At 32.2% G+C, this 25,592-nt stretch carries 25 protein-coding genes; 2 read left to right on the top strand and 23 right to left on the bottom strand.

The annotated features are described in order from the left end of the window. Positions 1 to 74: 74 nt before the first annotated feature. The 12 genes from BG261_RS04380 to ccpA all read right to left on the bottom strand — a co-directional run bounded on the left by BG261_RS04380 (position 75) and on the right by ccpA (position 12,224). Positions 75 to 302: a DUF4059 family protein gene (locus BG261_RS04380; protein ID WP_070791947.1), complete on the bottom strand. Its 228-nt coding sequence runs from the start codon at positions 300 to 302 to the stop codon at positions 75 to 77. Positions 303 to 316: 14 nt separating this feature from the next. Then, positions 317 to 1,078, bottom strand: coding sequence for an amino acid ABC transporter ATP-binding protein (locus BG261_RS04385; protein WP_070791948.1), 762 nt, complete (start codon positions 1,076 to 1,078; stop codon positions 317 to 319). Beyond that, positions 1,071 to 1,880, bottom strand: coding sequence for an amino acid ABC transporter permease (locus tag BG261_RS04390; protein WP_083318269.1), 810 nt, complete (start codon positions 1,878 to 1,880; stop codon positions 1,071 to 1,073). The genes BG261_RS04385 and BG261_RS04390 overlap by 8 nt, the downstream gene beginning before the upstream one ends. A 17-nt stretch (positions 1,881 to 1,897) precedes the next feature. Then, positions 1,898 to 2,761, bottom strand: coding sequence for a transporter substrate-binding domain-containing protein (locus BG261_RS04395; protein WP_070791950.1), 864 nt, complete (start codon positions 2,759 to 2,761; stop codon positions 1,898 to 1,900). Positions 2,762 to 2,798: 37 nt separating this feature from the next. Further along, positions 2,799 to 4,139 (bottom strand): DEAD/DEAH box helicase, encoded by a 1,341-nt coding sequence (locus BG261_RS04400; protein WP_070791951.1) that lies wholly within the window; start codon positions 4,137 to 4,139, stop codon positions 2,799 to 2,801. Positions 4,140 to 4,335: 196 nt separating this feature from the next. Beyond that, complete coding sequence (locus tag BG261_RS04405; RefSeq protein ID WP_070791952.1) at positions 4,336 to 4,947, bottom strand: superoxide dismutase; 612 nt, start codon at positions 4,945 to 4,947, stop codon at positions 4,336 to 4,338. Between the two features lie 50 nt (positions 4,948 to 4,997). Further along, the gene (locus tag BG261_RS04410; protein WP_070791953.1) at positions 4,998 to 5,849 is read right to left on the bottom strand and encodes a transporter substrate-binding domain-containing protein; all 852 of its coding nucleotides are present in this window, start codon (positions 5,847 to 5,849) and stop codon (positions 4,998 to 5,000) included. Positions 5,850 to 6,170: 321 nt separating this feature from the next. Next, on the bottom strand, positions 6,171 to 7,193 hold the full coding sequence (holA, locus tag BG261_RS04415) for a DNA polymerase III subunit delta (protein ID WP_070791954.1): 1,023 nt from the start codon (positions 7,191 to 7,193) through the stop codon (positions 6,171 to 6,173). A gap of 2 nt (positions 7,194 to 7,195) precedes the next feature. Then, a complete protein-coding gene (locus BG261_RS04420) occupies positions 7,196 to 8,518 on the bottom strand; it encodes a sensor histidine kinase (protein WP_070791955.1) in 1,323 nt (440 codons plus the stop codon). A gap of 1 nt (position 8,519) precedes the next feature. After that, a complete protein-coding gene (locus BG261_RS04425; RefSeq protein ID WP_070791956.1) occupies positions 8,520 to 9,185 on the bottom strand; it encodes a response regulator transcription factor in 666 nt (221 codons plus the stop codon). A 123-nt stretch (positions 9,186 to 9,308) separates the two neighbouring features. Next, on the bottom strand, positions 9,309 to 11,186 hold the full coding sequence (locus tag BG261_RS04430) for an LTA synthase family protein (protein WP_233278899.1): 1,878 nt from the start codon (positions 11,184 to 11,186) through the stop codon (positions 9,309 to 9,311). A 42-nt stretch (positions 11,187 to 11,228) separates the two neighbouring features. Continuing rightward, positions 11,229 to 12,224, bottom strand: a complete 996-nt coding sequence (gene ccpA, locus BG261_RS04435; protein ID WP_070791957.1) for a catabolite control protein A — start codon at positions 12,222 to 12,224, stop codon at positions 11,229 to 11,231. Between the two features lie 353 nt (positions 12,225 to 12,577). Between ccpA and BG261_RS04440 the strand changes: the two genes are divergently transcribed. Further along, positions 12,578 to 13,669: a M24 family metallopeptidase gene (locus BG261_RS04440; protein ID WP_070791958.1), complete on the top strand. Its 1,092-nt coding sequence runs from the start codon at positions 12,578 to 12,580 to the stop codon at positions 13,667 to 13,669. Continuing rightward, positions 13,662 to 13,916, top strand: coding sequence for a phosphoribosylaminoimidazole carboxylase (locus tag BG261_RS04445; protein WP_414653943.1), 255 nt, complete (start codon positions 13,662 to 13,664; stop codon positions 13,914 to 13,916). The genes BG261_RS04440 and BG261_RS04445 overlap by 8 nt, the downstream gene beginning before the upstream one ends. 60 nt (positions 13,917 to 13,976) lie before the next feature. Here BG261_RS04445 and BG261_RS04450 read toward each other — a convergent pair whose 3' ends face one another. The 11 genes from BG261_RS04450 to BG261_RS04500 all read right to left on the bottom strand — a co-directional run bounded on the left by BG261_RS04450 (position 13,977) and on the right by BG261_RS04500 (position 25,549). Further along, positions 13,977 to 14,714: a DUF3021 domain-containing protein gene (locus BG261_RS04450; protein WP_070791959.1), complete on the bottom strand. Its 738-nt coding sequence runs from the start codon at positions 14,712 to 14,714 to the stop codon at positions 13,977 to 13,979. Continuing rightward, positions 14,711 to 15,151, bottom strand: a complete 441-nt coding sequence (locus BG261_RS04455) for a LytTR family DNA-binding domain-containing protein (protein ID WP_070791960.1) — start codon at positions 15,149 to 15,151, stop codon at positions 14,711 to 14,713. Before BG261_RS04455 ends, BG261_RS04450 begins: the two co-directional genes overlap by 4 nt. Positions 15,152 to 15,276: 125 nt before the next feature. Next, the gene (glsA, locus tag BG261_RS04460) at positions 15,277 to 17,124 is read right to left on the bottom strand and encodes a glutaminase A (protein ID WP_070791961.1); all 1,848 of its coding nucleotides are present in this window, start codon (positions 17,122 to 17,124) and stop codon (positions 15,277 to 15,279) included. A 45-nt stretch (positions 17,125 to 17,169) separates the two neighbouring features. Beyond that, positions 17,170 to 17,889: a Type 1 glutamine amidotransferase-like domain-containing protein gene (locus tag BG261_RS04465; protein ID WP_070791962.1), complete on the bottom strand. Its 720-nt coding sequence runs from the start codon at positions 17,887 to 17,889 to the stop codon at positions 17,170 to 17,172. Positions 17,890 to 17,917: 28 nt separating this feature from the next. Then, positions 17,918 to 18,622, bottom strand: coding sequence for a GNAT family N-acetyltransferase (locus tag BG261_RS04470; protein WP_206598616.1), 705 nt, complete (start codon positions 18,620 to 18,622; stop codon positions 17,918 to 17,920). A 40-nt stretch (positions 18,623 to 18,662) separates the two neighbouring features. After that, entirely contained in the window at positions 18,663 to 19,475 is an 813-nt protein-coding gene (locus tag BG261_RS04475) for a nucleotidyltransferase domain-containing protein (protein WP_083318271.1), read from the bottom strand. Next, entirely contained in the window at positions 19,468 to 20,328 is an 861-nt protein-coding gene (locus tag BG261_RS04480; protein WP_070791964.1) for a putative PEP-binding protein, read from the bottom strand. The genes BG261_RS04475 and BG261_RS04480 overlap by 8 nt, the downstream gene beginning before the upstream one ends. Before the next feature lie 260 nt (positions 20,329 to 20,588). Then, positions 20,589 to 21,053, bottom strand: a complete 465-nt coding sequence (smpB, locus tag BG261_RS04485) for an SsrA-binding protein SmpB (protein WP_070791965.1) — start codon at positions 21,051 to 21,053, stop codon at positions 20,589 to 20,591. Then, positions 21,016 to 23,382 carry a ribonuclease R gene (gene rnr / locus BG261_RS04490; RefSeq protein ID WP_414653944.1) on the bottom strand — a complete coding sequence of 789 codons (2,367 nt, stop codon included), beginning with the start codon at positions 23,380 to 23,382 and terminating at the stop codon, positions 21,016 to 21,018. Before rnr ends, smpB begins: the two co-directional genes overlap by 38 nt. Before the next feature lie 114 nt (positions 23,383 to 23,496). Continuing rightward, positions 23,497 to 23,733 (bottom strand): preprotein translocase subunit SecG, encoded by a 237-nt coding sequence (secG, locus tag BG261_RS04495; protein WP_070791967.1) that lies wholly within the window; start codon positions 23,731 to 23,733, stop codon positions 23,497 to 23,499. 88 nt (positions 23,734 to 23,821) lie between these two features. After that, positions 23,822 to 25,549: a ribonuclease J gene (locus BG261_RS04500; protein WP_070791968.1), complete on the bottom strand. Its 1,728-nt coding sequence runs from the start codon at positions 25,547 to 25,549 to the stop codon at positions 23,822 to 23,824. Positions 25,550 to 25,592: the final 43 nt, after the last annotated feature.

A 25,592-nucleotide genomic window follows, 5' to 3' on the forward strand; every position in this document is an offset into this window, starting at 1 on the left:
AAATTTATATAATATATTCTATGCTTTATATCACAAAAAACCAAAGAAAAAGCTCAATCAAGAGCTCATATCTTTTAACGCGATCTGATGATAATCAATATTGTCAAAGTTGCAAAGGACAATATTGGAATGCTTAAAAAATTTATCAGCATTACATCGAAAATCTTATTTTGTCTTTGATGGATTGTTTTATTTTGACCACGTGCCATATACCCAAGTATATATAAAACACTTATTGCAAATGCCATTAGTGCCGTGATCAAAAGGGCTTCAAGGTATAATTTAACAGTGAATTGTAACATTAGTCTTCCTTTTGCTAGTTTTCAATTACATCCATTGTAACATTATTTACATGTCTATTCAAAAATTCTTTTGTTCTAGGATTTTTTGGATGATTGAATACTTCGTCAGGAGTTCCTTGTTCAATAATTTTTCCTTTTTCTAGGAACAAAATCTTTGTAGCAACATTATAAACAAAGTCCATTTCATGACTTACAAGTAACATTGTTTGACCATCTCTTGCAGCTCGTAAAATTGATTCTTGAACTTCACCAACTAATTCTGGATCAAGGGCACTTGTTGGTTCATCTAAAAGAAGTAGCTCAGGTTTCATTGCAAGTGCTCTTGCAATACCAACCCTTTGTTTTTGACCACCTGATAAAAATTTTGGATAATAATCCATTCGATCAGACAGTCCAACTTTTTTTAATTCTTGCTCAGCAATTTTACTCGCTTCTTCTTTTGATAATTTCTTTACAACCGTCAAACCTTCCATGACATTTTGAATTGCTGTTTTTCTCTCAAAAAGGTTAAACTGTTGAAATACCATTGCGGTCTTTCTTCTAAGTTCCAGAACTTCTTGATTAGAAATTTTGGTGAAATCTACTTTAAAATCATTAATTTCAATTTGACCAGAATCAGCTTTTTCAAGATAATCAATACTTCTTAAAAATGTTGATTTACCTGCACCACTGGCACCAATAATAGCAATAACATCGCCAGAATTGATATCAAGTGAAATACCATCTAAAACAATATTACCAGAAAAGGCCTTTGTTAAATTTCTTATTTTAATCATGTACAGCCCCTCCGTTATCAAATGGATTAGAGAATAATCCACGCTTCTTCTTCTCTTCAGGGTTAGGAATTTCAAGTTTGCGTTCAATTAATGAGATGATATTTTCAAAAACAATATTTATAGCCCAATAGACTATTGCTAAGGCAATATACGCTTCAAAAATACGATAGCTACTTCCACCCAAAATTTTAGCTTCTGCTGTCATTTCAATTACACCTGCAACAAATGATAAAGATGTTCCTTTAAAAAGTCCAATTAAGGCATTCCCAAGAGGTGCTGCAGCAACAGTAGCAGATTCAGGTAGAATCACTCTACGAAAGACTTGAAAACTTGTCATTCCAAGAGATTTTGCTGCCTCAATTTGACCAGTTTCAACTGACTGAATTGCTGAACGGATAGTTTCACTATTAAAAGCAGCTTCATTCAAAGTAAAAGTTACGATTACAAAGAACATAGATGAAATATTATTGATATTATAATTTGTACCATAATTCATGTTAATAGCTCGAAGAATAAGTGGAATACCATAATATGTCAATAATAATTGAACATAAATTGGAGTTCCTCTCATAAAGCTAACAAATAAAAGTCGAAGTTGGTTTAAAATAGGAACTTTTTGAATACTAATTATTGCAAGAATCAGCGCTAATATTAAACCAAAAATTGCTGAAAAAAGCGTTATTTCTAATGAAACAGGAATTTTACTGACAATGTTTGGAAAAGATCCAACGAAAGCATCCCAATTGAAAATCTTATCAAAGAACATTGCCCAAAATTCTTGAAAACTGTATTTTCCTTGCATAGGTAAACCTTTCTCAATTATTTATAATCACTAGCATCTGGAACAAAGTTACCATTGAAAAACTTCTTAGACAACTCTTTTAAAGTCCCATCTTTTTCAAAGTCTGCTAATACCTTATTTACCTTCTCTTCCAATTTCTTTCCTTCTTCATCATTTGCAAAAATAAAGAAGTCTTTACCGGAATAGGCATTACCATCATCTTTGATCTTAATTGGAGATACTTGTAAATCATAACCTTGGTCTTTAATTACAGTATTTAAAGAAATTGTATCATGAAGTACAAAATCAACTTTCTTGCTTTCTACATCGCCGAGTCTTGTCCCTAAGGGTAGATTATCAGCATAATTCACCACTATTTCCTTCTTATCAGGATTACTCTTATTCCAATTTAATAGAATTTCAGTATAGTTAACACCTGCAGATGCTTCTGTTGATTTTCCAGATAAATCATCCAGCGATGATACATTATCTCCTTTACGAGTTGCAATTGCATTATCAGTTTTAGAAACAGGATAAGAATAAATATACTTTTTACTTCTTTCCTCTGACCAACCAATATTATTTGCACCAACTTGATAACGACCAGCATCAATACCAGTTAAGATTGAATTAAATTCAGTTACCTCAACCTTTGCATCATATTCAGGTAGTTTTTCAAATACTTTTTTCGCTAACTCAACATCATAACCTGTAGGCTTACCATCAACTACGTAACTATATGGTTTTGTATCACCATCAGTTGCAATTACAATTTGTTCTTTTTTAGCACTTGATGATTCTTGAGTTTTGCTTGATGAAGAACTATTACCACATGCAACGAGGAGAGCAGCGGCAGCAACAGTTATAACACCCAATGATAATTTCTTAAATTTATTACTCATGTAATATCCTCGTATGCTAGTTACCTAGCATTTCTCTCTAAAAGTTTTGTTTTTTAGCTTTACGTTCAGCACGACCACGTGCTTTTTGTTCTTGACGACGTTGTTTTTTATTTCGCTCATCAAGTACCCAGCCAATTTTTTTCTTATATCCTGGTTTAATTTTTTTCTTCTTTTTCTTAACAAGACCAATCATTGTTGGATCAAGTTCTTTCTTAGTTTTTTCACGTTTTTCACGACGATCACGATCATAAGTATCAACAATTTCTCCATTTTTTATTACTTTAGGAGAAAACTTGATTCCCATTTTTTCAAGATCACGAATTGCTGAGTCATCACTTGGTGCATATAAGGTAATCGCTGTACCTGATAGGCCATTTCTACCTGTACGACCAACACGGTGAACGAAAAATTCTAAATCACGTGGAATTGCATCGTTAATTACATGACTTACACCTTCAATATCAATACCGCGTGCCGCAAGGTCAGTAGCAACAACATATTGATAATCAAGATTTTGAACTGATTTCATGATACGTTTACGTTCACGTGGAGGAACTCCACCATGAATTTTAGCTACTTTTAATCCATTATTAACTAAGAAAGAATGAATTTCATCTGCACGTTCCTTAGTATTAGCAAAAATCATTGCTAAATATGGATTAATAGTTTTAATAATTTCTAATAATTGATTATTATTGCTTTTTCCTTTTGTAGAAATTAACCAATTATCTATTGTATCACTAATAACAGTTTTACTTGCAATCTTTTCAATTACGGGATTATTTAAATATTTCTTCAAAAATGGTTGTAACTTTTGTGGAATTGTTGCTGAAAAGACTAGCATTTGAACTTTTTTATCAAAAGTTGATGCAATCTTGTCTACATCTGTTAAGAATCCCATATCTAAAGTCATATCTGCTTCATCAACTACATATGTGTTTGCAGTATAAGTCTTTAATGCTTGTGCATTTATTAAATCAAGTACACGACCTGGAGTTCCAATAACTAAATGTGGTTGACTGTTTGCTAATTTTTCAATCTGACGATTTTTATCAGTTCCTCCAACATAGTTAACTACACGAATACGGTCATCATTTGCAACAAATTTCATAGCCTCGTTATAAATTTGAGTTGCAAGTTCACGACTTGGTGCAGTGATAACTGCTTGTACAGTATCTGATTCAGGATCAATTTTTTGGAAAATAGGAATTAAGAAAGTATGTGTTTTGCCACTACCTGTCTTAGATTCTCCAACAACATCTCTTCCTTTCAAAATCAAAGGGATAATTTTTTCTTGAACTTCTGTTGTTTCTTTAAAATTAATATCCTCTAGTGTCTTATTAATAAATGGTTTTAAGTTAAAATCTGTAAATTTCATGTTTTCCTCTCTCATTTACTGTTCATTAGATAAATAACAGTATAAATAATCAAGCAGATTTACAGACGCTCCTATTCTGAAAAATGCTCATCAGAGTATTATACCAAAATAATCAAGCCCTGTGTATAAATCAGTTTTCCAGTAGCCTCAGATGGTTAAATAAAAAAGCACGCCATAAGACATGCTTTCTACAGAATTATTTAGCTGCTGCATAAAGCTCGTTAACTTTATCCCAATTTACTAATTCAAAGAATGCTGCGATGTAGTCAGGGCGTACATTGTGATATTTCAAGTAATATGCATGTTCCCAAACATCTAATCCAAGTACTGGAGTTAATCCATCGCTTAATGGTGAATCTTGATTTGCAGTTGAAACAACTTGAAGTTTTCCATCTTTATCAACAACCAACCATGCCCAGCCTGAACCAAAACGTCCAGTTGCTGCAGTTTTAAATTCTTCTTTAAATGCTTCAAATGAACCAAAAGCTTCATCAATTGCGTCAGCAATTTCAGCTGTAGCTGGACCACCAGCATTTGGAGCAAGAATTTCCCAGAAGAATGAATGGTTAACATGCCCACCACCGTTGTTGCGAACTGCAGTACGGATATCTTCAGGAACTGCATCTAGATCTTTAACAAGATCTTCAGCACTTTCAACTTTTAAGTCTGGGTGTTTTTCTAGAGCTGCATTAAGATTTGTGATGTATGTTTGGTGATGTTTATCGTGATGTAAATGCATTGTTTCAACATCGAAAAATGGTTCTAATGCGTCGTATGCGTATGGTAATTCTGGTAATGTAAATGCCATGATTTTCTCCTTATTTTTAAAAAATCTTTTAGTAAATTATTTTATAACCGTTATTTATATTGATCTTCTCCTGGAACATAATCAGCCCCATAGAATTTTTCAGAAAGCTCTTTTAGCTTACCGTTTTCTGAAAGTTTTTTAATCTCAGTATTAACTGCTGCTTGAAGATCTTTTTCATCTTGACCAAGCAAGAAATATTCGTATGTTGCAAATACAGGATAATCTTTTAAGTCAGGGACATTATTTACAAGGTCAAGTCCATTATCTTTAAGTAAGATTTCTCCATTTGATTTGCTGGCAAACATGAAATCAATTTTACCTGATTCAACTGCTGCCATTCTTTCTTTTAAAGGATCTTCTGAGTATGCAAAGTCAATCTTCTTATCTGGATTTTCTTTATTCCATTGTTCGTAGATTGCTCCATAGTTAGAACCAGTTGGTACTAAAGTTTTTTTACCAACTAAATCAGCTATACTCTTAAAGTTATCCCCTTTACGAGAAAAAATTGCATTCACATTTTGTGAAATTGGGTACGTGAATAGATATTTTTCTTCACGTTCAGGTGTTTTACCAAAGTTATTTGCACCAATTTGAGCACGTCCAGTATCAACATCCATTATGATTGAATCATCTGGAACCTTTTTATAGTCAAATTCATACTGTGGTAATGCTTCATCTACAGCCTTCAATACTTCAATATCAAAACCAGTTAATTTGTCTCCATCCATAAATGAATATGGTCTAGAGTCAGCAGTTTGCGCTACTGTAATCTTGGTAACTTTAGAATCACTTTTTGACTGTTCTATTTTTGAAGATGATTTACTACCTGATGAACAGGCAGCTAATAATGCTGTACTTGTTAGCAAAACAGCTCCGACAGTAAATAGTTTCTTTAATTTCATTAAAGCCCTCCTATTGTATAATTTTCGAATCATCGGACAAATTGCTTAATATCATTAACAATTCATCGAAAAACCGATATTTATTTAACAATGTCTCTCTCATTTTCACAAAAAATTCAAATGAGAAAACGTTAACATGTCTATTTTCTAATATTTACCTTTTTCAGTCAACTAAAAGGCTCAAATTTCGATAACTTTTGCTATACCAAATAAATCTTACATTCAATAGTTAATAACTATATGTAATGTTTTTAAAAACATATTAGCTATAACTTTGCTCATAAAAAAAAACAAATTCCCTTGGAATTTGTCTTTTTATATTTACTTAACTCTACTCAGAGCAATTTTTATTACTTCTACATCAAAAAGATAATTTTTGTCTCCATGTCCAGATTTAATTTGATAATCTAGATTAATTAAATCGTATATAGTTTGACTTAAAAATCCTAGGGATAACTTACTTACAGTTTGCATAGCAAGTTTAATCCTATAAGGATGTATTTTTAATTGCTCAGTAATTTGTGCTTGTGAATTTCCCTTTTTCTGTAAAAGTTTTACTTGATAATAAAGTCTAAAATTACCTGTAAGTATTGAAAGCAGTTTTATGACATCCTCACCTTGAATTACTAAGTCATTGATAAGGGAACGCGCTTCTTTAATACGACCTTTTAGTAGCATTTCAGTTAAATCAAAAATGTTATCCTGTAAAGTTTTTGGCAACACTAAATCTAAATCAGCAACACTTATTTCTCCACGAGGTTTATATAACTTCAATAAATCAAGATTCTTTTTTGCTAATCCAAAACTGAAAGATGACTTTTCAAGTAATCTTTTCATTGCTGTGGCAGAAATGTCCATACCCATTTGTCCTGACAAATCAAGTAGGTGTTTACTTAATTCACTTTCTTTAAGAGAATTAGCTTCAAAAAGAATACTTTTTTGCTTAAGTTTTTTAACAACTCTTCTTTTATTATCTAGTTTCCCATGAACAATAATAATTAAAACAGTCGTATCAACTGGATTATCTACAAATCCCTCAAATCGATTTAATTCTTGTTCTGTAAAGACAGATTTCTTGGCAGTTGATATATCCCAAAAATTCTCATAAATTACAACCCTTTGATCATCAAAAAAAGGTAAGCTTTCAAGTTCTTCCAATGCAAATTTACTATTAGACTCGCTCAAATCTATATATGATTGGCTTAAGTTATCAGAAGAAAATTGTATTTTTTCTAATATTTTTTGCTTTGCCTCAGATAAAATATCCTCATCTTCTCCGTATATTAAATAGAGAGGAGAAAGCTGTTTTTTATCAATTTTATCTATTTGATCAAAAATCGTCATTACTATACCTTTAATCTAACTGTAAATATTGATCCCTTTGGGGTATTACTAGAAACTTGTATTTTTCCATGTAAGTGGTCAATTATTTGTTTTGCTAACGAGAGTCCTAGACCGAATCCACCTTTTGCTCTTGTTCTCGCCTTATCAACACGATAAAAACGGTCAAAGATTTTTTCTCGATCATCTGGTGTAATACCTTCACCATTATCAAAAACCCTCATAATTAAATTTCCATTTTTTTCTTTTATATCTATATGTATCTCTCCATCATCACCTGTATACTTAATAGCATTATCAAATAAAATCGTTAAAACCTGTTTAATTAAGCTCTCATCAATTTCAATTTTATTGTCATTAAGTTCTACAGAACTAGTAAACGTTTTGCCTCTATTTTCTGCCAACATCTGATAATTTTCAAAAATAGTTTCAAAAAAGCTTTTATCAACATAAGTCAATTTAACTTTTAAGCCTTCATCACGTTTTGCGAGATTAAGAAGATTACTTGTTAAAATCCTCATGTTTCGTACTTCATTTAAACTTTCAGAAATATTTTCTGATTCATCGATGATTGAAGCATTAGGATGTTGAAAAAGCAATTCTAATCTGTTCTGTAAAATGGCTAAAGGTGTTCGTAATTCATGGCTGGCATTTTCAACGAAACTTTTTTGTTTTTCATATGCTTTATAAAGCACTCTATTGCTCCATTGTGAAAGATAAATTGAAACCCCAAGAGAAACAAACCAGAAAACAATCATAACTGAAATTATTATTACTCTACTTCTGCTTAAACTTTCAGATAATTGGTTAGTATTTACTAGTATTTGGATATAAGCAATATATGTTAAAGAGGGTTTAAACTTAGACTCAATGGTTTCTGTCCTAAATTGCATATCTTGACCATATGGATTTGTTACTGAAACACTTTTTATAGAATTTAGTGTAGAGCTATCAAATTTAACAGAATTCAAAATAAGGTTATCTGAAATATCAAGTTTTGATGGGTTTAATATATTCCCTTTTGCATCATAAACAACAATAGTCACATTTGGTCCAAAATCCCCTGCAGTTTTTAAGTAATCGCTTGAGTCTTCAACACTGGAAGAATGGATTCCATTATTTGTACCATTAAATATCCCATCATTGCTGCCACTTAAAGCTATTGATGCTAATTTTAAAGGATCAGAAGCAAGTTTTTGTATATTCTCATCAGTTGATTTATATAAACCTGAAGATAGTACCTGTAATATTATTACAGTAAGTAAAACAAAAATAACTGTAAAAGCAATGAAAAAATGTAGAAATGATCTAAAATCGATTTTCTTCATATTATCTTAAAATGTATCCAACATTTCTCAAGGTATTTAAATTCTTAGCGAATTCACTATCCTTCAATTTTTTTCGTAATTTACTAATGTAAACTTCTACCACAGTTACCGTTGTATCGCTATCAAAGCCCCAAATTCGGTCAAAGATTTGTTCCTTTGGTAAAATAACATTTTGATTTTGAAGTAAATAAACTAAAAGATCAAATTCCTTACCTAAAATTTCTACCGAATTTCCTCCTAATTTTACTGTATTGTTAGCCGGATTAACAGAAAGTTCACCATAGGATAAATTAGTATCTTCTAGTTTCCCTGCACGTTTTAATAATGCTTGAATTCTAGCCTTAAGTTCTTCTAAATAAAATGGTTTTGTAAGATAATCATCTGCTCCTATCTCAAAACCATGCATCTTATCATCAAGGCTTTCCTTAGCAGTCATGATAAGTACTGGTGTATCAATTCCTTTCCCTCTTAATTCTTTTAAAACATCAAATCCGCTCTTCTCAGGTAACATAAGGTCTAATAAAATTAAATCATAAATACCAGATTCAGCTTCATATAGCCCTTCTTCTCCGTCGAATACTTGTGTAACGTCAATGAAACTATCTAAGTAATCAAATACTGAATTTGAGAGGCTTAAATCGTCTTCTACTAATAATATTTTAAACATTTTCATATCTCCATTCTAACATATTTTTTTATCATTCTATTTGTTAGTCCTTAAAAAAATCTGAAAATATACTGTAATAAAAAAGAGAAGGAAATTTATTCCTCTCTTTAAATAATAAAACTATCAATTATTAATTTTACGCTCTGAAACTTTCACACCAGCAGTATTTTCTTTACTTTCGTTTATAAAAGCCCTATTGTAAAAGTCGCTATTTTCTCCTAATAGTTGATTTACTGTATCAATACCATCCCGTTCAACAAGAGTTTTTACATCAGAAGCAAGATTTGTTCCTAACCCTAACCTATTACCCTCTATCTCAACGCCCATAGCTGCTAATACTGTTGGAAAATAGTCAAATGGCGCGTACTCTCTATTATACATTTGGATCATTTCTTTGTTAGAAAAGTCTCCATTTAAGATTAAATTAAATGTTGATCTTCTATAGCTTGGATCAAAATCTTTAAAATAATTTTTATCCATACTTAAATGATCCCCAGTTAAAACAATAGTAGTGTTTTCATAAAATTGTTGTTTTTGAATCCAACGAACTAATTCAACAACATCTTTTTGAGATTGTAAAAAGACGTTCGCATATTGTGATTTATAAGGTGTTGGTGTGCCCGGTTCTAAATAACCATCTGGAAAATGTGTATCCGCATTCTCCAATGTTAAATTGAATGGTTTACCTGTTTCATATAAACGAGTCATTTCATCCTTAGCATATTGATATAACTTTTTATCTTCAAATCCCCACCAAACTTTATAATCTTTAGGAATTAAACCACTATTACGAGCATATTCTAAATCAAAAATATTATAATCGCCATGATTTGTAAAAAATGATGTTAATCCACCAAAATTGGCATCTGCGCCAAACATAACTGTCTGCTCGTATCCTTCTTTTTGTAGGATATCTCCAATAGCAGTAGCTCCTGGTAAGAAATAACCTGTTTTACCATAAGAATTGCCACCCATTGGTATCTTAAGTGGAAGTCCAGTACTCATATTAACCATAGAAGCTACAGACCAGCTTGATCCATAAGTCTGATTTGGACCACCGAATGTTTCATTTTGTGAAAAATGTATGCCTTCTTTAGAAAGTTCCATAAGTTCAGGCATTAGATTATGTCCTTCATAACCGTATCCCCCATTTTCTTTATCAAAAAATGAGTTCTCATATGATTCCAAATAGAAATGAATCAAATTTCTTTTTTGTTGTGGGAATTTTAATTCTGTTTCTTTCGGTGCTACATAGTTATCTTTTATGTAGGACGAGTCACTGTAATATGCCTGATAAACTTTCTTCAAATCTAGTTCTTTAATACTGTAATTTGCTCCATATACAAATGATATAATCCCAATCAATAGGGCGATTAGTCTATAAAATCTTGCTGAAATTAACGTCTTTTTACCAAGTCCTATCTTAATATTAGGCCAAAATATAGTAATAAAAAGAACTGTAAGTGCAACAGTAGCAAGGACAGGAGTTGAATAGATTTCAAGCATTACACCATCTTCACCGCCACCTATTGGTGAATTGAAATTAAAAATGAATTGTTCAGGAGTCAATTTACCAAAGAATGAAATAAACCATTTACTCCCTATTGCTAAGGCTATGCCTCCAGCAAATAGTATGGTTGAGATGATAAGAGATAAGTATCCTAAGATTCCTCTCTTTTTTTCGTTTTCCTGAACAATGCCAAGTTTCCTTAAAATATATTTAGCGAATACAAAAATTATCCCTATACCTAGAAGGAAAATTAAAAACTTAAGGAAAAAATATTTTCTAAAATATTCACTCCAGACTAATATATTTTTTTTTTTCAAATAAAACCTTAATATTCCAAGTGATGTCACGACTGTAAATATTGAATCCTGTAAAAAAGTCTTGCAGTAATTTACAAGACCTTTCTCTTTTTTCAAGATAACATCAACAACTGTGATTAACAATAATGTAAGAATTAATCCAATTACAAAAAGGATTTCCCATAATATTAACACTGATCTTACCAATTGATAAAAATTTTATCTTCTTTCTTTTTTTTATTTAGTTGTATTTTTTTCTACTATACCGTGAGGAAGGATAACCGTCTTTTCTTCAATTTCTTCTTTCCCCATAAGTTTTGTTAAAAGACGCATTGCAACTGCACCAATATCATATAAAGGTTGTTCAATACTTGAAATAGATGGACGCGTATAGTTAGTAACAGGTGAATTATTACTTGTAATAATTTCAAAGTCTTCTGGAATCTCAAGGCCAAGATCTAAAAGGCCATTTAGTAGGCCAACAGCAAGCTCATCATTCGCAACATATGCTGCAGTTGCACCACTATTTTTAATTCTCTCAGCAATAGCAATACCATCTTCATAGCTATATTTACTTTCAAAAATCAAGGCTTCAGTATATTTTAATTTATTTTCTTTAAGTGCTTCTTTATATCCCGCCAAACGTTGTCCATTAATTTCATCCACTAATGGTCCTGATAAAAAGGCAACTTTTTTATTAGATTTAGCTAATTGATTAACTGCTTCACGACTTGCTGAAACATAATCAATATTAACTGAAGCAAATTGTTCATCACCATCAACTGTTCCTGCAAGTACAACTGGTGTTCTACTGCGTGAAAATTCTGCACGAACACTATCAGTGATACGATTTCCCATAAAAATAACTCCATCAACCTGTTTTGCTAATAAGTTATTTACTACATGAACTTCTTTTTTATCATCGCTATCTGAGTTAGCAATAATCGCATTGTATTTATACATAGTTGCAATATCGTCAATACCACGCGCCAATGTTGCAAAATAAGTATCTGAAATATCAGGTATTACAACCCCAATAGTAGTTGTTTTCTTACTTGCAAGCCCACGTGCTACAGCATTTGGTCGATAATCTAATCTATCAATTACTTCAAGAACCTTTGCTCTGGTTGCTTCACGTACATTTGGATTTCCGTTAACCACACGGCTAACTGTAGCCATTGAAACATTCGCTTCTCGAGCTACATCATAAATGGTAATTGCTGTTTCTTCCATTTTTCTTTACATCTCCTTAATAATTTATTCGTACTGTAATCGTTTACTGAAAACTTTGTGAAAACGATATTTCAGATTCAGTATACCAGTATATGTAAGCATTTACAAGTATATATTGTTTGTTTTCAGAAAAAATATACCAATATTTTTTTGTGAAATATTAAACTTCATTTTCAATCATTCTCTATTGAAATTGCTTTTTAAAAGCCTCAATTGTAAATATTTGGTTAATTAATTTATAAATTTTCATCTTAAATTTTCAGTGAGAAGCAAAATATACCAGTCATAAATTACAAAACTTTTTTTTAGTGGTATAATTATTTCTATATTATATGAAGGAGAAATTTGTAATAATGACTAATAAATTTACAGAAATTCAAAAATTTCTTGAAGCTAACGATAGCGATATGACATTTTTAACTAATCCAACTACTATTAACTATCTTACCGGTTTTGAGTCTGATCCGCATGAAAGAATTATGGGGCTTATGATTTTCACCGACCGTGACCCTATCTTATTTACTCCTGCTCTTGAGGTTGAACCTGCTAGTAACACAGTTGATTTTGATGTATATGGTTATACTGACAATGAAAATCCTTGGGAAGTTATCAAAACTCTTGTTGGCAATTTAGATGTTAAAAAAATTGCTGTTGAATACGAAGATATCAATCTTAAGAAATCTCAAGGTCTTCAATCTGTTTTCGGCAATGAATTTGTTAACATTAGTCCATTAATTCAAAGACTTCGTATTATTAAATCTGAAGATGAAATCGAAAAAATGATGGTTGCTGGTGATTATGCAGATAAAGCCTTTGAAATTGGTTTTAAATATGCTGCTGAAAATCCAGGTGCAACTGAAATGGATGTTATTGCTAAAATCGAATATGAGATGAAACGTCTAGGTATTTCAAAAATGTCATTTGACACAATGGTTTTAACTGGCGATAATGCTGCAAATCCACACGGTATGCCAGGAAAAAATGTTATTGAACGTAACAGATTCCTTCTATTTGACCTTGGTGTTATGAAAAATGGTTACGCAAGTGATGCTACTCGTACTATTTCAATTGGAAAACCACGCGAATTTGATACTGAAATCTATAATATTGTTCTTGAAGCTCAATTAGCTGCTATGGACTTTGCAAAACCAGGCGTTACAGCTAATGAAATTGACAAGGTTGCGCGTGATGTGATTACTAAAGCTGGATATGGCGAATACTTCACTCACCGTACCGGTCATGGTATTGGTATGGATTGCCACGAATTCCCATCACTTGGTGGTGTTGATGATGTGGTTATGGAAAAAGGTATGTGTTTCTCAATCGAACCAGGTATCTACATTCCAGGAAAAGTTGGCGTACGTATTGAAGACTGTATGCATATGACTGATACTGGGGGAATACCATTTACTAAAACAAGCAAGGAGCTTTTAATCTTTGAATAAAATGGCATTAGACGGTCTAAATAATGACTATCCTTTAAAGGTTATCATTCGTGGAAGAATGGAAAATAATCTTGGAGTTGCTGAAGTTTTGTTTGTCTCTGAAGATAAAGAACTAATATGGGACTTCTACGAAGCAAATCTTAAAAAAGATGATTTCCTAATGATTTATGGTGTACCTTATGATACTGATCTTTCAAAAATTGGTCATTATCCTTCGGTTGCTTTTGAAAAAGATGATTTTGAATAAAGAAAAACGTCAGATAAAATTCTGGCGTTTTAATTATGAATATACATTTTTTCACTAGATTTATAATCTTACAAAAGAAAGGTTATCAAATACACTTAAATCCGTTACAGTTATTTTATCTTTAGGAACAAAGGTAATTTTAGATAGTTCTTCACAAATTTGCACAGATGTGTAAGAGCACCAAACTTGCATGCTTTTTTTACTTTTTGATAAGCTAATAAAATCAATATTTGTTTTAACGAAATCATTATTTAAAAATTCATCCCAATTAATATCTTGTCCAAATCTGATTGAATACCTTTTTTGATGTGCTCTCCTTTTACGTAATCTTTCAGTATAATCTTTATCAATTTTTTTAGAAGTTAATTTATTATTAATCATCTCAAGTTCCTTATCCGTTGTTTTATATGTTAACGTCCATATGATAATATATGCTAAACAAAAAATAGATACACAAATCATATAACTTTTTATCGATAAATCAGTCCAACCCGTAAATTTAAAAATCAATGAAAAAATTACAAGGGTCACTATAAAATGAATAAATGTTTTTTTCAATAAAGACCAATCTTCAATTGTAAAAATTAAACCTGCCCATGTGAATAATAATCCAATTAACGTCCAAATAACAATTGAATACCAGATAGCATCAACTTCTCTTGAAAATGTACTAACAAATTGAGGGCTTGATGGATAGTAGATACCACCTTCATAAAATGAGGAGACTATTAGTGAAATTAAAAATCCAATTGTAATTCCAAAACTTGCACCTTTTAAAATATTTTTAAATATCTTCATATTCCCAACCTCCTTTTCAATTCTTTAACAAATCTTCTTGAAACATAAGCTGTTTGTCCATTTTTGAGGGTAAGTTTTATTTGTCCATTAAATGCTTGTTCCAATTGCTGAAGTTGAAAAAAATTTACTAATTCACTCTTACTTATCCTAATAAACTCTTCTTGAAACACTTCTTCCACTTCATACAAGGGTATCTTAAGCTTATAAATTTTACTATCTAAGGTCTCAACCAATACTTTTCTGCTTTCTGAGTAGATTCTTATAATTTCTTCGGGTTCGAAGATAAAAATTTTATCATCAGAATATGCAACTATATTTTTATTAGTAATTAAATTTTGTAACTTTAAAATTTCTTCTATCTCTTCATTCATAGCATCAGAATAAATATCAATTCTTGAATCTTTTTCATTCTCGTCTATATAAAGATTTACTTTCATATATCCCTCTCCTTTAAGGTAATATTATCATTAAATATTATCCAAAACTATAACTTTTGGGTAAGAGGTATAAATTATTGATTAAGAGGTCAAAAAAAGTCTGACAATCGTCAGACTGGATTAATTTATATTTCTTCTTGTTCTACTCGTGATGATAACTGCCTTAATGTTCTATCAAAGAGACTATATCCATCTAAAGCGATTGCCTTCCACATAGCAGCCGCAAGGGATGGATTTTCTTTTGTCATTTTATTGATGGCGTCCTTTGAAAGATAGAGAAGCTCTGTATCAGCTTGGCACCAAATATCAAATTTTGCCTTGTCACCACTAGCAAGAGCTATTTCTCCGAAAGTCATTCCAGCAATCAAAATAGTAATTCGACGATAATTTTGGGAATTATTTCCTTCTTTTTTACTTGCCGTAACCTTACCTTTGGTAATAAAATAAATTCCTTTATTTTCATCACCAACTGAGGCAATCTTATCACCATTTTTATATGATAAAGGTTTGAGCAAATCTACAAAATCCTTAATTTGTTTCTCATCAAAATTTGAAAAAAATTCAAAGTCATTTATAGGTACTATTGATGATGAAGTATTTACATCAGGATTGGAATATTTTTTTAATATCTTTTCTTCCGCCCATTGAAGAGCTGATTCCGTACTTTTAAATACCTTAATATCCTCGTTTGTATTGTTATCCAGATATCTTCCACTAGAGTCTACAATAACAACTCTTTTCCCTTGAGCAAGTTTTTCTTCTCCAACCTCGTACATCATTTTTCTTACGATGTCTTCTTCATTGCCATCAGTAATACTCTTTACCAAAGTATTGTCATAGATAAAGATATCAATGTCATCAGCATCCTTCATTGACTCTCTTATTAGAGTTTCAGCACCAGAAAATAAAATATCTCCTTCTGCTTCAATGACTTTTGCCTTATAACCATATTTATCTAGAACTTCTTCCTCATCGGTAGTTCTTCTCAAAATTGATGGACGTTCATCAATAGTATAAATTGACTTAATCACAGAAGATGCACTCTTATTGACATTCATAATGTGCAGATTTAAGTCGCTACTTATTGTCTCAAAAGCGGCCACTCCACGCGCAGAACTCCCGTGACGGTCGAGCAATGGTGAGAAAACGGCAATAGCAAGCTGACCTGGAAGCACTCCCAAAATCCCTCCTCCAACACCTGATTTTGCAGGGATCCCAACTGACGTCATCCAGTCGCCAGCGCCATCGTACATTCCAGCCGTCATCATGACAGAAAGGATTCTTTCAACAATGCTTGAATCAAGAATTTCTTCTCCGCTGATAGGATTGACCCCATTGTTTGCAAGAGTTGCCCCCATAATGGCTAAGTCCTCTGTTGAAACTAAAGTCGAGCACTGTTCAAAATAGCTTCTAATTACTTCCTCCGGATTCCCCTCGATAATATCAAAGTTCTTCAGCATCCAAGCAATGGCACGGTTTCTGTGACCAGTCTCAAGCTCAGAATTATAAACTGCTTGGTCAAGTGATAAATCGCGTGCGGCAAATTTAGAAAAGAAATCTCTTATTCTTTCATATCTTTCTTCACTTGAAGCAGCTCTAATCAGAGAAGTACTTGTAATAGCACCAGCATTTATCATGGCATTCTTTGGTCTATGAGTGTCAGCATCCAAAGAAATCTCGTTATAGGCGTCTCCTGAAGCCTCTACGTCAATCTTTCTATCAACATAGTCAAAGCCATTATCTGATATAGCAAGACCATAAGTAAAGGGCTTAGAAATAGACTGAATGGTAAATTCGTCAGAAGTATCCCCATACTTATATACCTGTCCATCTGCCGTAGCCAAAACAAGTCCAAATCTATCTGGGTCAACAGTTGCAAGCTCTGGAATATAGTCTGCAAGCTGTCCATCATTATTCTTAATAAAACGTTTATAAATATCTTCTAGATATTTTTCAATCGGTGAGTTTGTCATTCTTTTATTTTAGCACTTAGGAGGAAAAAATAGAATATTTTATACTCAAGATAACTGATAAATTTCATCATCACTTGATAGCTGACTTATTACACCCTCACTAATTAGATAAGACTGACCATATATTTTTTCTGACTTACTATCACCCAAGAGGTAAGTTCCGTCATTAAAAGCATAAAACTTACGACCAAAACTATCTGGATAGGTTATATCCTCAAATAACTTCTTCCCATCAAGAACTTCATCTTTGACATCCTGATAATGTGGCAAAATCATCACTTTAGTAAGAGCAAGACCTAGATAAAATCTCTGATAATCTTTTGAAGTAGCTTCGCCTTCAAACTCAGGTTGAGCGTAAACGACTTCTGCGCTATTCATAGAACCAGCACTAAAACCTACAATCACCTTATCTTGATTTGATAGTAAATTTTTAAGGTCAATATCATTAAAAAATGAATTTTGTAATGGAGGATATCCTCCTGCAAGAATAATCAAATCAGCATTTGCGACCAAATATTTTGCTTGAGTCTTATTACGATTATCAAGAGTATGGAAACTTACAAAAGAAAAACCTGAATTCACAAATGAATCTTTCATAGATGCAGAATACTTATCAGTCATCTCATAAGAATCTGGGTCTGAACAAATGAAAAGACCCGCAATTTCACCATTCAAATATTTCTTAAGATTGGTCACAAAATTATTAGCAGGATTTAATTCATCTCTATCAGGATGCAGTGGACTACTTGTTAGAAAATATGGCATATGTTACTCCTTAATTTTATTAATATTTCTACAATGAATTCTTCAACATATCCGTATAAATATAATTTTCATCAAAAATGTTTGAATACGTATCAACCCATACTGGTACATATCCAGCTCTAATAGCTAATCTTTGTGAGGCAATATTTGTCACAGAAGCCGAATAAAAAGGAACAATTCTCCGTTTTAAGAGTTCTTGAGTTAATCTTGAAACTAGTTCTGTACCTAAATGGAATTTTCTATATTTCTCCAACACATCAATTCCCACTTCCCAAAATCCATCGATACAGGTTTCCGCTGCACCAGCAACTGCGACTACTTCACCCTTATCTTTGATTATATAAACTGCTTTAGTATCAGTATCACCTTTAGAGTCAAAAGAAAGAGAGTTATCAAATCCAGAAATTGCTTGTAATAGTTGAATTTCTTTACCAATGAAAAATTGGTAGTTAAATTTCATGCCTAGATCTGTCTTAATTTGACTATCATTGAAGCAATCAGAAGGAACATAATGAATTGTTTGACCGTAAACAAGAGGCAATTCAAATATTTCATCTCTTGACTTACCTTCTAAGATTTCATTTAACTTAGGAGACAATACTTCTGAAGAACAAACACCTAAACTATTATTATAAGCAAATATCTTTACAAACGAATTCTCGACATCTGTTTTTATTGTGAAAAAAAGATTATCTCCACTAAGTTGTTCTTGAGAACAATTATATTCATTCATTAAATAATCTTCAATTTTTATTTTTATAATTTTTTTCATTTCAATTCATATCATTCCAATTTAAATAATTAATAAGCTTTTCATACTTATTATACTCAATACCTAGTTTATCAATTTCGACAATGTGTTTAGTTGCTTTTAAAATTTCATCGTTTATATTCTTTGCAAAATCGCCTATTTCGCCAAATTCAACTGGAGTGTATTTTTTAAGAAATCTCTTTTGGTAAGAATCTAGTTTACTACGATTCCCTTCATACTTACTCCAATCTCCAAATGAATTAGCAATTTCACCCTTTTCGATTAGCCATAGCGAAACCAAGGAGTTTTTCATCATTAGTGTACAGTATTCAGCGTAATTATACTCTTTTCGTATGGTTCTTCGATAAAGTTCATGCATATATGCAACATATTTATTAAGAATGAAAGTAAGTTCTTCAGATGTAAAAATTGTCTCTATAATCTTTGATTCTTCTCTTAAATTTTTCAAAAAATCATCTTTATCTATAAGAATTAAAATGTCTTTTGTCCAAGGTGTTGGGCTTAAATCAGATTTATAATAAACAAAAATATCTAATTTTATAAAAGACTTAAAGTGAACAACTGCATAATTATCAGCAAGTGTTTCGACGAAAGCTATTTTATCTTGAAAGTAGTCTAAGAATTCAACTAATATTTTTGATTTTTCAAGTTGCTTTGAAACAACAATACGAAAATCTATGTCAGAAAACTCATCTGGATTCCCTTTTGCAATTGAACCACCTATAAAAATCATCTCTACATCTTTGCAAGAATCAAAATATTTTTCTATATCTGTCAATAGTCTATCTCTTACCTTCACTAAATTCTCAATCATCTTTTTTACCTAAATTTCTTATATTTTCTTTAGTAAACTTTTTCACCTCTGCTAAGTAATTTGGAAATTCAATATCTCGACCATATATTTGAGGAATGAGACTATAGTGAACAATTGCTTTTATTCCTTTTTCTTTAAGGTTATTAATAATATTTTCATCAAGGTAACCTGCTACTGCAACATCTACCTCATACTTCCTAGCTCTTTCTACAACATCCTCAATAATATTCATCATAATTTCACTATTCATCTCATGCCACTGACTATCTCGCACTGCCGCATAAACAAAGGAAGTCAAATCATTCATACCAATAACAATTTTCTTGATACCAGTCTGTAAAATATTATCCAAATCAAAATATGCAGACGGAAGCTCAATCATTGTCCCCACTTTACCACTATAGCCACTTTTGCGCAGGATATCGATAGCTTTTCTTAACTGTTTTCCATCGTTTACAAAAGGAAAAAAGACTGCTAGATTGTCATATTCACTATGTATATCATTAATAACTTTTATTTCTGCTTCAAATTCATCAAGATATTGAAGAGAACGTCTTAAACCTCTGATTCCAAATAATGGATGATTGTCGGGTAAGATTTCTTTTGTTCCCATCAAAGAATTTGCCTCTGAAACAGTCAATTCAGAAAAGCGATACCATACTTCCTGTCCTTGATATATTTTACAAACATTCTTCAAATATTTTTTCAAAAAATCCTGACAATCTTCGGTGAGTATGTTTTTACCACACTCTCTGATTGGATACTCTCCACGAATCATGCCTATATTTTCAAATATGTCTGGATATATCATCTCTTTAATTTTTTCACCACTTAAGGCAAGTTCATTCTTCATTATTCTCCAATCATTTTTGTGTCTTTAATTGCTATCATTATACTACAAAATAATATTTAAAACTTATTACATAGTCACTTAAAAATAGATTAATACATCGTTGCGATTTATACTAATAAGCTTGCTTATTAAAGTATAATCGATATCGTAGCAAGGCGTAGTGACTCATCTCGATGAACACTAGTTCTATCATCAATTCGTCGCCTTGTCTTATTTCTATTTTAATCAACTATATAAGAAAAAACCTCCAAAATTGGAGGTTATCTATTGTAATTTTTCAGTTGTCTTGCTATTTCACGGTTTTGTTCTTTGCGTTTAATAGTTTCACGCTTGTCATAATTTTTCTTACCTTTGGCAAGTCCCATTAAAACTTTGGCATAACCGTCTTTCAGATATACTCTCAAAGGAATGAAGGTCATTCCGTTTGTTGAAAGTTCTGAATCTATTTTGTCAATTTGTTTTCTATGTAGTAAAAGTTTGCGTGCTCGAACTGGGTCTACATTATAAATGTTCCCTTCATCATATGGTGAAATATGGACATTTGAAAGCCATGCTTCTCCATTACGAATACGAGCAAATCCATCCTTAAGATTTATACGAGCTGCACGGACACTTTTAATCTCTGTCCCCGTCAATACGATTCCAGCTTCAAAAGTTTCTACGATTTCATAGTCATGGCTCGCTTTTCTATTTTGAGCGACCACGTTTCCTTGACCCTTTGCCACTTCTCTTTCCACCTTTCTGACTATTTTTAGCTACTTTTTTATAAAAAGGTTTCTTCTCATTTTTCTTGTCGGAAGATTTTCTATCACGACCCTTTGAATCACCACGTTTAGCATCCTTGTCCTTAGGTCGTCTTGAATTTGGCTTAGATTTGCTTTTTTTCTCGACTAGATCAAGTTCGCTAGGTATATGGATAAAATCAATGTCCCCTGTCTGTCTATCAGATCGAACCAAATTAACCTTAACCTCTTGACCCACTTTGAAAGTAAGACCAGTTTTTTCACCTTGTAAAGTCATGGTTCTTTCTAGATAATTGAAATATTCTCCGTCAAGAGTCTTGATATGGACCAAACCTTCAATGGTATTTGGTAACTCAACAAAGAATCCAAATGTTGTGACTGATGAGATAACTCCAGTAAAGTCCTGTCCAACAAACTGTTCCATATATTCTGCTTTTTTCATCTTCTCAACTTCACGCTCAGCATCAACCGCTCGGCGTTCCATCTCACTTGAATGTTTAGCAATTTCTGGAATTTTTTCTGCCCAGTAGTCTACAGTCTTCTTGTCTGGATGAGCCATTTCTCTGATTAATCTATGAACGATTAAGTCAGGATAACGACGGATTGGACTAGTAAAGTGTGTATAGTTTTCAGCTGCCAGACCATAGTGTCCTTCATTCTTGTCATCATATCTAGCTTGTTGCATAGAACGAAGAAGCATAGTTGAAAGAACTGCATCACCTGGCTTACCTTTAATTTTAAGCATAAAGTTTTGCAAGTCTTTTTGACTCATTTTTTGGGCTGTACCCTTAATTGGTACTCCAAAAGCTGAGGCAAAATCAATAAACCTTGCTAGTTTATCTGCTTTTGGATGTTCATGTATACGATAGATAAATGGTAACTCGGCATCTTGGAAGAAACTTGCGACAGTTTCATTAGCAATTAACATAAATGATTCGATGAGTTTTTCAGCTACACCACGATTACGTTTAACAATATTAACTGGCTTACCATTTGAATCAACAATGATTTTTGCTTCTTCTGTATCAAAGTCAATTGAACCACGATCATGTCTCATTTTAACTAGTATTTCATGAAGATCTTTCATATGTTCTACGCTTTGAGCGATATCTGCATATCTTTCAAGCGTTTCAACATCTGCATTAATCATTTTATTAACATCAGTGTAAGTCATACGTTCAGCTGTTTTAATAACTGATTGAGAAATCTGATAATCAACTACCTTACCTTGATGGTCTATTTCCATAACACATGATTGAGTTAGACGGTCAACTTGTGGATTTAGAGAACAGATTCCATTTGATAGTCTCTCTGGTAGCATAGGAACTACACGGTCAGTTACATAAACACTTGTTCCACGTTCATAAGCTTCTTTATCAAGTGCCGAACCATTTGTCACATAATGAGAAACATCTGCAATATGGACTCCAAGTTCAAAATTACCATTTGGTAATATATTTATATGAACAGCATCATCTAAATCTTTAGCATCTTCACCATCAATTGTGAAGATGATTTGATCACGATAATCAACTCTTCCCATGAAATCACTTGGTTCAACCATATCAGATACTGCATTGGCTTCGTTAATCACTTCTTGAGGGAAAGCAGAACGAATATCCATACTCTCAAGTACTTCCAATACATCAATTCCCTTATCGTCTTGATTACCAATAATTTCAATAACAAGACCTTGCATTGAATCTGGGAACTCTTTTTCAATATAATGAGTAATTTCCACTTTGACTATTTGTCCATTTTCAGGACATAATCCTTTTGGACTAAGATAGACATTATATGGAACTTTTTTATTTTTACTGATTATATATCCAATTAAATCGCTCTCTTCTTCTTGCTCTTTAGTAAAAGCAACAAATTGACCTACCATGTGCTTCAAGTTACGCTCAACTACATCAATAACTTTTGCTTCAGCAGATGTTCCAGTTAAAGGATTTGCAGGTTTGATAATTTGAAGACTTACCTTATCTTGATCAAGGGCAAAATTTGTATTACCACGTGGTATAAAAACGTCAGGTTCATCAGCTGCAATAGTTACAAAACCAAACCCATTTGCATTGGCGTGAAAAACACCTTCAATTCCTGTTTTCTTACTTACTTCTAATTTTTTAAATAAGCTAACTTCACCTAAATCATTAAATTCTATTTCATGTTGTGACTCCATTAAGGCAATTACGCCTATAAATTCTTTGAAGTCTTCTGCCTTATCTAGCTCTAAATCTTTAGCCAAATCTTGAATGCTAATTGATTTATTAGGGGAATTAAACAGATAATCTTTTATTTTATTTCTAATATTCATTTCCTTCTCTTAATTTATTTCTTTAATTTTATTTGTTTTTTCTAGTCAAAACAGACTAGGAATTTACATTTCAAAAAAGCTGGGAAATCCCAGCTCAGCTTAAATTATTTACTTACTTGATAGTATTACCAATGCAAAACCAACAGCTAACCAAACGGCTACCATTACTGCTGTAAATCTTTGCATTACTGCTTCAAAACCACGTGCTTTTCTTCTTTCAAATAATTGTTCACCACCACCAGAAAATGCACTAGCTGCTGGATCTTGCTTTGATGGTTGCATAATAATTGAAATAATAATAATCACTGATAATATAAGTAAAATTGTTACAAGTGCGTTATACATAGCTTCTCCTGAAATTTTTTCAATAGATAAAATAAATTATAGCACAATTTTTTAATTTTATCATCAATAAGTTTTATTACGAAAACAATTACTCTTCTTCGTTGGCTTGCGCTTTTTTCTTTGCTTTTTTCTTACGATTATTTTTAAGATTTTCTTCTGAACGAACTTCCATTACTACTGGTAAGATAACTGGACGTCTCTTAGTTTGCTCATATAAATATTTACCTAATGCATCTCTGATTTCTTGTTTAATTTCAGTCCAATCAAATTCATCTTTTTTTAGATAATTACTTACAGTTTCATTTACTAAGTTTGCACTATCTTTTATTAAATCACGGCTTTGTTTCACATATACAAAACCTCTTGTGTGTACTTTAGCACGACTGATAATCTTTTTATCCTTCTTACTGATAGTAATTACAGCAATGAAAATACCATCTTCTGAAAGAATCTTTCTATCTCGAAGTACAATACTTCCGATATCACCAACACCACTACCATCAATCATTATATTATCTGCTGTAACTGCGCCCGCTGGAACAAATACACCATCCTCATATGAAAGAATATCGCCTCGTTTTTCAATGAAAATATTTTCTGGTTTAATACCGACTTCCATTGCACACTCTGCATGTGCTTCTAGCTCACGATATTCACCTTGAACTGGAATTAGATTTTTAGGCTGCATGATGTCAATCATTGTTTGCAAATCACGCACATTAGCATGTCCTGAAACTTTAATTTCAGCAGCTAATAATTTCATAATTCCACCAGCTTTATATACTATATTTTCAGTCTTAGCTACAAAAGTTTCCATCGAAACTGTAGGACTTGTTACGGCAAATACTAGATCGCCTTCTTTGATTTTCACCTGTTTATTACGACCTGTTGCCATATCTGCAACTGCTCTAATTGGCTCACCCATTCTACCAGCTTCTAAAATAAGAATTTCATCATCAGCATAGTTTTTAATATTTTTAAGGGGAACAATCATTCCATCATCAACAGTTAATTTACCTAGACGACGAGCAGTTTCAACAATTTGATCCATATCATGACCAGTTAAAGCAACAGCACGGCCAGCGCGAGCAGCAGCATCAATAGTTTGTTGGATACGAGCAAGGTTACCTGCAACGCTGGCAACAATAACTCTACCTTCCCAGTCAGATATCACGTCATAAATTTTTTCAGCAACTTCATTTTCACTTGCTGATTGTTCTGTTGATAAAGCATTTGCTGAATCACTTAGGAGGGCAAGAACACCTTGACTTCCAATTTCTGCCAAACGACCAAGATTTGTTTTATATCCTTGAGTTACTGCTGGATCAAATTTGAAGTCACCAGTGTAAACAATATTTCCTTCTTTTGTTCCAATTACAATACCAAGACTATCTGGAATAGTATGAGTTGTACTGAAGAAAGAGATATTTACTCCACCAAAATCAATTTCAGTTTTTTCATTTACAATATGAAAGTCATTGAATTTTTTCGTTGCTTCGTAATCTTTTACATTAAGTTTCGCAAGCTCAACAGTTAATTCACTAGCAAATACTGGAACATTAACATCTGCTAATAGGTAAGGTAAACCACCTATTGAGTCAGGATGTCCATGTGTTAGGAAAATACCAGCAACACGTTCAGCATTTTCAGCAAGGTAAGTTGTTTGTGGGATTACAAAATCAACACCAAGCATCTCTGTCTCTGGATATTTCAACCCAGCATCAAGTACAAAAATTGATTCATCAACTTCAACTGCATACATATTTTTCCCAAATTCGCGTACTCCACCTAAGGGAATTATTTTTATATCACTCATTTATTTTTCTCCAATTATTTATTTTATCCAAGTAGTAATACTT

It is taken from the genome of Floricoccus tropicus (assembly GCF_001832905.1).
Taxonomy (GTDB): Bacteria; Bacillota; Bacilli; order Lactobacillales; family Streptococcaceae; genus Floricoccus; species Floricoccus tropicus.

Bases quoted from the DNA above. Each gene is read 5' to 3' on its own strand.
- BG261_RS04500 (WP_070791968.1), bottom strand. From the start codon at position 25,549: ATGAGTGATATAAAAATAATTCCCTTAGGTGGAGTACGCGAATTTGGG.
- BG261_RS04475 (WP_083318271.1), bottom strand. From the start codon at position 19,475: ATGATTGAGAATTTAGTGAAGGTAAGAGATAGACTATTGACAGATATA.
- BG261_RS04395 (WP_070791950.1), bottom strand. From the start codon at position 2,761: ATGAGTAATAAATTTAAGAAATTATCATTGGGTGTTATAACTGTTGCT.
- BG261_RS04405 (WP_070791952.1), bottom strand. From the start codon at position 4,947: ATGGCATTTACATTACCAGAATTACCATACGCATACGACGCATTAGAA.
- BG261_RS04400 (WP_070791951.1), bottom strand. From the start codon at position 4,139: ATGAAATTTACAGATTTTAACTTAAAACCATTTATTAATAAGACACTA.
- BG261_RS04425 (WP_070791956.1), bottom strand. From the start codon at position 9,185: ATGTTTAAAATATTATTAGTAGAAGACGATTTAAGCCTCTCAAATTCA.
- holA (WP_070791954.1), bottom strand. From the start codon at position 7,193: ATGACGATTTTTGATCAAATAGATAAAATTGATAAAAAACAGCTTTCT.
- BG261_RS04455 (WP_070791960.1), bottom strand. From the start codon at position 15,151: ATGAAAGTAAATCTTTATATAGACGAGAATGAAAAAGATTCAAGAATT.
- BG261_RS04410 (WP_070791953.1), bottom strand. From the start codon at position 5,849: ATGAAATTAAAGAAACTATTTACTGTCGGAGCTGTTTTGCTAACAAGT.
- BG261_RS04390 (WP_083318269.1), bottom strand. From the start codon at position 1,880: ATGCAAGGAAAATACAGTTTTCAAGAATTTTGGGCAATGTTCTTTGAT.
- BG261_RS04380 (WP_070791947.1), bottom strand. From the start codon at position 302: ATGTTACAATTCACTGTTAAATTATACCTTGAAGCCCTTTTGATCACG.
- BG261_RS04450 (WP_070791959.1), bottom strand. From the start codon at position 14,714: ATGAAGATATTTAAAAATATTTTAAAAGGTGCAAGTTTTGGAATTACA.
- BG261_RS04385 (WP_070791948.1), bottom strand. From the start codon at position 1,078: ATGATTAAAATAAGAAATTTAACAAAGGCCTTTTCTGGTAATATTGTT.
- BG261_RS04420 (WP_070791955.1), bottom strand. From the start codon at position 8,518: ATGAAGAAAATCGATTTTAGATCATTTCTACATTTTTTCATTGCTTTT.
- ccpA (WP_070791957.1), bottom strand. From the start codon at position 12,224: ATGGAAGAAACAGCAATTACCATTTATGATGTAGCTCGAGAAGCGAAT.
- secG (WP_070791967.1), bottom strand. From the start codon at position 23,733: ATGTATAACGCACTTGTAACAATTTTACTTATATTATCAGTGATTATT.
- BG261_RS04480 (WP_070791964.1), bottom strand. From the start codon at position 20,328: ATGAAGAATGAACTTGCCTTAAGTGGTGAAAAAATTAAAGAGATGATA.
- BG261_RS04465 (WP_070791962.1), bottom strand. From the start codon at position 17,889: ATGCCATATTTTCTAACAAGTAGTCCACTGCATCCTGATAGAGATGAA.
- BG261_RS04470 (WP_206598616.1), bottom strand. From the start codon at position 18,622: ATGAATGAATATAATTGTTCTCAAGAACAACTTAGTGGAGATAATCTT.
- BG261_RS04440 (WP_070791958.1), top strand. From the start codon at position 12,578: ATGACTAATAAATTTACAGAAATTCAAAAATTTCTTGAAGCTAACGAT.
- glsA (WP_070791961.1), bottom strand. From the start codon at position 17,124: ATGACAAACTCACCGATTGAAAAATATCTAGAAGATATTTATAAACGT.